The organism is Kitasatospora sp. NPDC096077, from assembly GCF_040303245.1.
Classification (GTDB): Bacteria; Actinomycetota; Actinomycetes; order Streptomycetales; family Streptomycetaceae; genus Kitasatospora.
Genome location: NZ_JBEOSV010000131.1, coordinates 1 through 6,379, shown reverse-complemented (window position 1 = coordinate 6,379; position 6,379 = coordinate 1). Strand labels below are relative to the sequence as shown.

The 6,379-nt window shown below is 74.9% G+C and carries 5 protein-coding genes; 2 read left to right on the top strand and 3 right to left on the bottom strand.

The features are described 5' to 3' along the window. Positions 1–85: 85 nt before the first annotated feature. Together dhaL and dhaK are read right to left on the bottom strand one after the other, a co-directional pair. Complete coding sequence (dhaL, locus tag ABTZ03_RS43860) at positions 86–712, bottom strand: dihydroxyacetone kinase subunit DhaL (RefSeq protein ID WP_350518884.1); 627 nt, start codon at positions 710–712, stop codon at positions 86–88. Between the two features lie 11 nt (positions 713–723). Beyond that, the gene (gene dhaK, locus ABTZ03_RS43855) at positions 724–1,719 is read right to left on the bottom strand and encodes a dihydroxyacetone kinase subunit DhaK (protein ID WP_350518883.1); all 996 of its coding nucleotides are present in this window, start codon (positions 1,717–1,719) and stop codon (positions 724–726) included. 163 nt (positions 1,720–1,882) lie between these two features. Between dhaK and dhaM the strand changes: the two genes are divergently transcribed. Continuing rightward, entirely contained in the window at positions 1,883–2,278 is a 396-nt protein-coding gene (gene dhaM, locus ABTZ03_RS43850; protein ID WP_350518882.1) for a dihydroxyacetone kinase phosphoryl donor subunit DhaM, read from the top strand. Positions 2,279–2,322: 44 nt separating this feature from the next. Here dhaM and ABTZ03_RS43845 read toward each other — a convergent pair whose 3' ends face one another. Further along, positions 2,323–4,050, bottom strand: a complete 1,728-nt coding sequence (locus ABTZ03_RS43845) for a bifunctional 3'-5' exonuclease/DNA polymerase (protein ID WP_350518881.1) — start codon at positions 4,048–4,050, stop codon at positions 2,323–2,325. 214 nt (positions 4,051–4,264) lie between these two features. On the opposite strand from ABTZ03_RS43845, the gene ABTZ03_RS43840 reads away from it, so the two are divergent. Then, positions 4,265–6,289 (top strand): M3 family metallopeptidase, encoded by a 2,025-nt coding sequence (locus ABTZ03_RS43840; RefSeq protein WP_350518880.1) that lies wholly within the window; start codon positions 4,265–4,267, stop codon positions 6,287–6,289. Positions 6,290–6,379 lie beyond the last annotated feature (90 nt).

Genomic DNA, 6,379 nt, shown 5'->3' with positions numbered 1-6,379 from the left:
AGGCCGACAGATCCCGTTGAGGACCCGAGGTCAGTCAGGCGGTGGGTCAGACCTGTCCGGGAACCGCTCATGAACATCCTCACTGTCAGGCGGCGGTGGTGTCGGCGAGGGTGCGGAAGATGAGCGCGGTGGAGGTGGCGCCGGGGTCCTGGTGGCCGATGCTGCGTTCGCCGAGGTAGGAGGCGCGGCCCTTGCGGGCCTGGAGGGGGACGGTGTCCCGGGCGCCCCGTTCGGCGGCTTCGGCGGCGGCGTCGGCAGCCTCCGGGAGGGAGGCGCCGGCGGCGGCCGCGCTGCGGAAGGCGGCGACGGCCGGGGTCCAGGCGTCCACGATGGTCTTGTCGCCCGGTTCGGCCTTGCCGAGGGCGCGGACCGCGTCCAGGCCGGCCGCCAGGGCCTCGGCGACGGCGGCCGGGCCGGCGGGCTCGGGCAGGGCGGCGCCGACGGCGCGGAAGGCCTTGCCGTACAGCGGGCCGGAGGCGCCGCCGACCTTGGAGATCAGGGTGGTGCCGGTCTTGGTCAGCACCGCGCCGGGGCCGACCGGCCGGGGGCCGTCCAGGGCGGTGAGGACGGCGGCGAAGCCGCGTCGGAGGTTGCTGCCGTGGTCGCCGTCGCCGATCGCCGAGTCCAGTTCGGTGAGCCGGGCCTGCTCCTTCTCGACGGCCGCGGCGATCGCGCGGATCCAGGCCTCGGCGAGGGTGGTGTCGAAGTCCATGCCGTCTCCCTTCAGGCCCGCTTGAGCGCGGGGGTGTCGACCGGGGCGTCCCAGAGCTCCAGCAGCTCGGTGTCGGCCTTGGTGAGGGTGAGCGAGAAGCCCGCCATGTCGAGGCTGGTGACGTAGTTGCCGACCAGGCTGCGAGCCACCGTGATGCCGCGCTCGGCGAGCCGGGCGGCGACCTCGCCGTAGACCACGTACAGCTCCAGCAGCGAGGTCGCGCCCAGGCCGTTGAGCAGGGCGATCACCTCGTCACCTGGGGTCAGGTGGTGGTCGGTGAGGATGGTCTCGACCACCTCGGCGGCCAGTTCGCGGGCCGGGCGGAGCTTCTCCCGGCGGCGGCCGGGCTCGCCGTGGATGCCGACGCCGACCTCGATCTCGTCCTCGGGCAGGTCGAAGCCGGGCTTGCCGGCGGCCGGGACGGTGGCCGCGGTGAGGGCGATCGCGAACGACCGGGAGGCGGCGTTGACCCGCTCGCCGAGGGCGGCCACCTCGTCCAGTCCGGCGCCGCGTTCGGCCAGCGCGCCGGCCGTCTTCTCGACCAGGACGGTCGCGCCGGTGCCCCGGCGGCCGGCGGTCCAGGTGGAGTCCTCGACCGCGACGTCGTCGTTGACCAGGACGGTGCGGACCTCCAGGCCCTCCTCGGCGGCCAGTTCGGCGGCGAGCTCGAAGTTCATCACGTCGCCGGTGTAGTTCTTCACCACGAAGACCACCCCGGCGCCGCTCTCCACCGCCTTGGCGGCGGCCAGCATCTGGTCCGGGACGGGGGAGGTGAACACCTCGCCGGGGCAGGCGGCGTCGAGCATGCCGGGGCCGACGAAGCCGCCGTGCAGCGGCTCGTGGCCGGAACCGCCGCCGGAGATCAGCGCGACCTTGGGACCGGCCGGGCGGACGGCCCGGGTGATCACCCGGTTGGGGATGTCCACCGTCAGCTCGGGGTGGGCGGCGGCGACTCCGGCCAGGGCGTCCTCCAGGACGCTCTCCGGGGTGTTGATCAGCTTCTTCAACGCTCTTCGCTCCCTTGGGTGACCTCGACGGGGACGGGCGACACGGCTGCGGACGCTGCCGGACCCGACGCTACGCCGGACGGGGGGTGCGGGCACGGGGTGCGACACGCGCGATTCAGGTCACTCTCCCGGAGTAGTGCGGCGGCGCCGTAGGGTCGGCCGCATGAGCGGACACGTGGGCATTGTTCTGGTTTCGCACAGCGCTCGACTCGCGGAGGGGCTGCGCGAGTTGCTCGGCGAACTCACCTCGGACGGCGTGCGGGTGGTGGTCGCGGCCGGGACGGAGGACGGCGGGCTGGGCACCAGTTACGAGCTGATCGCCGGGGCGGTCGTGGCGGCGGACGGCGGTGCGGGCGTGGTGGTGCTGCCGGATCTCGGCAGTTCGGTGCTCACCGCCGCGACCGTGCTGGAGGACGAACCGCGGCCGGACGTACGGCTGGTGGACGCGCCGTTCGTGGAGGGCGCGGTGGCCGCCGCCGTCACCGCCTCGGCCGGGGCGGGACTGGCCGAGGTGGTCGCGGCCGCCGAGGAGGCGCGGTCGTTCCGCAAGCTCCGGTAGCCGCCCGGCGTCCGCGGGCTACCTCGCGCGGCTACTTCGCGCGGCTACTTCGCGTCCGCGTAGCAGTCCACCACCGCGGTGCTGAGCGGGAAGCGCACCGGGGTGTCGCCGAAGACCAGCCGCCGGGCCTCGTCGGCGGCCTCGGTGACGGCCTCGACCACCGCCTCGGCCAGATTGGCCGGGGTGTGCACGATCACCTCGTCGTGCTGGAAGAACACCAGGTGCGGGCGGTCCGCCGGGACGGCCGTCGGCAGGTCGTTCAGCCGGCGGCGCAGCGCCGCCAGCAGGGCGAGCGCCCAGTCGGCGGCGCTGGCCTGGATGACGAAGTTGCGGGTGAACCGGCCGCGGGCGCGGGCGGTGCGGCCGCCGGTCTCGCCGGCCGTGTCGGCCTCGGTGAGGTCGAGGAAGGCGGCGGAGGCGGGCGGGCAGACCCGGCCGAGCCGGGAGGTGACCACGCCGCCGTCCTCGCCGGTGCGGGCGGCGGCCTCGACGTAGCCCATCGCGGCCGGGTAGCGGCGGCGCAGGGTGTTCAGCAGCGGGCCGATGTCGCCGCTGGTCTGCCCGTACATGGCACCGAGCAGGCCGAGCTTGGCCTTGTCGCGGTCGCCCTGGAAGGCGCTGGCGGCGAGTGCCTCGTAGAGGTCGCCGCCGGCGGCGGTGCGGGCCAGCCCGGCGTCCTGGGAGAGCGCGGCGAGCACCCGGGGCTCCAGCTGGGCGGCGTCGGCGACCACCAGCACCCAGCCCGGGTCGGCGACCACGGCCCGGCGCAGGATGCGCGGGATCTGCAGGGCGCCGCCGCCGCGGCTGGCCCAGCGGCCGGACACCACGCCGCCGACCACGTACTCGGGCCGGAAGCGCCCGCCGCGGGCCCAGGCGTCCTGCCAGGCCCAGCCGTGGGCGACGTGGATCCGGGCCAGCTCCTTGTAGCGGACCAGCAGCTGGGCGGCCGGGTGGTCGATCCCCTTGAGCTCCCAGGAGCGGGTGGAGCCGAGCTGGACGCCGGCCTCGGCGAAGGCGCGCAGCACCTGGGTGTGCGAGTCGGGGTTGAACGGCTTGGCGCCGAGGGACTGCTGGAGTTCGACGGCGAGGTCGGCCAGCACCCTGGGCTGGGTGCCGGGGACGGTGGGGCGGGGGCCGAGCAGGTCGGTGAGCAGCCGGTCGTGGACGTCGGAGCGCCAGGGCAGGCCGTCGTGCGCGATCTCGGCGGCGACCAGGGCGCCCGCCGACTCGGCGGCGACCAGCAGCCGGAAGCGCTGCCGGGCGGCCGGGTCGGTGATGGCGGCGATCCGCTGCTGCTGATCGGCGTGCACGGCGACCACCGCGTCCAAGGGGTCGGCGCCGGGCGGGAGTTGCAGCCGGTCGGGGGCGAACAGGGTGTCCTGCCCGTCGTCCGCGTCGGCGAGCCCCGGTTCGGGCAGGTCGTCCGGGACGGCCAGGCCGCGCAGCCGGGCCCAGGCGGCGCCCAGCGAGCGCGGCGCGCCGAAGCGGCCCTCGTGGCCCACCAGCAGGGCCTCGACCAGCCGGAGGTCGTGGCAGCGGGCGAGCCGGTCGGGCAGCCGGGGCAGCAGCGGGGCGTACCCGGAGTCGGCGGAGGCCCAGACCCAGCGCGGCGCCGGTGAACCGTCATGGCCGGCGGCCTCCCGGGCGGCGACGGCCGCGGCGAGGTCGCGGACCGCCTCCGGCGGGCCGAGCGGGCGGCCGGCGTCGTCCAGCGGCTGGAGGCGGCCGCCGGGGCCGTGCGGGTCGGGCACGAGGGCGGTTCTGGGGGCCACGGCGGGCGTCTCCTCTCCGATGGGTCCGGTGGGGCCGGGTGGGTTCGGTGCGTCCGACCGGGGTCGGTCCCGGTCGGTCGGGGGGCGGTCGGGTGTGCGGTCGGGGTGCGGGTGTGCGGCCCGCGGGTCTGCGCCGTCGACGTTAACGGGTGGGTCTGACAACGACGACCGGGGGTCTATGGGCACGCGCCACGACACCGCGTAGGGTCGGCGAATGACCGAGAACCCGTTCTTCGCGGCCAGCCCACTGGTCTATGAACTGCCTCCCTACGCCGAGATCCGGGAGGAGCACTACCTGCCCGCCTACGAGCGTGGCATGGCTGAGCAGCTGGCCGAGATCGCGGCGATCACCGGCACCTCCGGCGGGCCGACCTTCGAGAACACCCTGGTGGCTCTGGAGCGCTCCGGCGCGCTGCTGCGCCGGGTGGACGCGGTGTTCCGCAACCAGTCCTCCTCCGACACCACCGAGCTGCTGGACGAAGTGGAGGCGAAGGTCAGCCCGCTGCTCGCCGCCCACCACGACGCGATCCACCTGGACCAGGAGCTGTTCGCCCGGATCGAGGCGCTGCACGGGGACCGGGCCGCGCTGGGGCTGGACCCGGAGTCGCTGCGGCTGCTGGAGCGCTGGTATACCGCGTTCGTCCGCTCCGGCGCCCGGCTGGGCGCGGCCGAGCAGGTCCGGCTGCGCGGGCTGAACGCCGAACTCGCCGCGCTGGGCACCACCTTCCAGCAGAACGTGAACGCGGCGACCCGCGCCGCCGCGCTGGTGGTGGACTCCGCCGAGGAGCTGGTCGGACTCTCCGAGGGCGCGATCGCCGGTGCGGCGGAGAACGCCCGGGTGCTCGGCCACGAGGGCAAGTACGTACTGAGCCTGAAGAGCCCCTCCAACCAGCCCGAACTGGCCCAGCTCGCCGACCGTTCGGTGCGCGAGCGGCTGCTGGCGGCCTCGCTGGGCCGGGGCGTCGAGGAGAACGGTCCGCTGGCGATCCGGCTGGCCGCGCTGCGCGCCGAGCGGGCCGCGCTGCTGGGCCACCCGAGCCACGCCGCGTACGTGGTGGCGGACGAGACGGCCGGCACCGTCGAGGCGGTGTCCGGCCTGCTCGCCCGGCTGGTGGAGCCCGCGCTGGCGAACGCCCGCCGGGAGGCCGCCGAGCTGGCCGAGGTGGCGGCCGCGGACGGGGTCGGGGAGATCGCCGCGCACGACTGGGCGTACTACTCGGAGAAGGTCCGGCAGGCCTCCTACCAGGTGGACGCTGCGGCGCTGCGCCCGTACTTCGAGCTGGAGCGGGTGCTGCGGGACGGCGTGTTCTTCGCCGCGGAGCTCGCCTACGGGCTGACCTTCACCGAGCGGCCGGAGCTGACGGCGCACCACCCGGACGCCCGGATCTTCGAGGTGTTCGAGCAGGACGGCCGCTCGCTGGGCCTGTTCATCGGCGACTTCCACGCCCGGGCCTCCAAGCGCGGCGGCGCCTGGATGGACGAGCTGGTCGGCCAGTCCCGGCTGACCGGGCGGCGGCCGGTGGTGCTGAACAACCTCAACGTCCCGCGCCCGGCGCCCGGTGAGCCGGCGCTGCTCAGCTGGGACGAGGTGCGCACCCTGTTCCACGAGTTCGGGCACGCGCTGCACGGGCTGTTCTCGGACGTCGAGTACCCGCTGTTCGCGGGCACGTCGGTGCCGCGGGACTTCGTGGAGTTCCCCTCGCAGGTCAACGAGATGTGGATGGTCCGGCCCGAGGTGCTGGCCAACTACGCCCGCCACCACGCGACCGGGGAGCCGCTGCCGACCGAGCTGGTCGAGCGGATGACCGCGGCGGAGGGCTTCGGGGAGGGCTTCCGGACCGTCGAGTACCTGGCGGCGACCCTGCTGGACTGGGCCTGGCACACCCTGCCGGAGGGCCAACCGGTCGAGGACGCCGAGAAGTTCGAGGCGCGGGCGCTGGCGGCGGCCGGGATCGACTTCCCGGCGATCCCGCCGCGCTACCGCACGCCGTACTTCCAGCACATCTTCTCCAGCGGCTACAGCGCCGGGTACTACGCGTACATCTGGTCGGAGGTGCTGGACGCGGACACCGTGCAGTGGTTCGAGACCAACGGGCGCCCGGTGCGGGAGAGCGGCGAGCTGTTCCGGCGGGAGCTGTTGGCGCGGGGGTTCAGCCGGGACCCGCTGGAGTCCTTCCGCGCGGTGGTCGGCCGGGCGCCGGAGACCGCGCCGCTGCTGGCCCGCCGGGGGCTGGGCTAGGTGTACTGACCACAGAGGTTGGTGACGGGGTTCACGGTCGGGTGGTCTTGAAATGAGTAAGGGCCTTCTGGCTCGGTGTGGATTGCGACA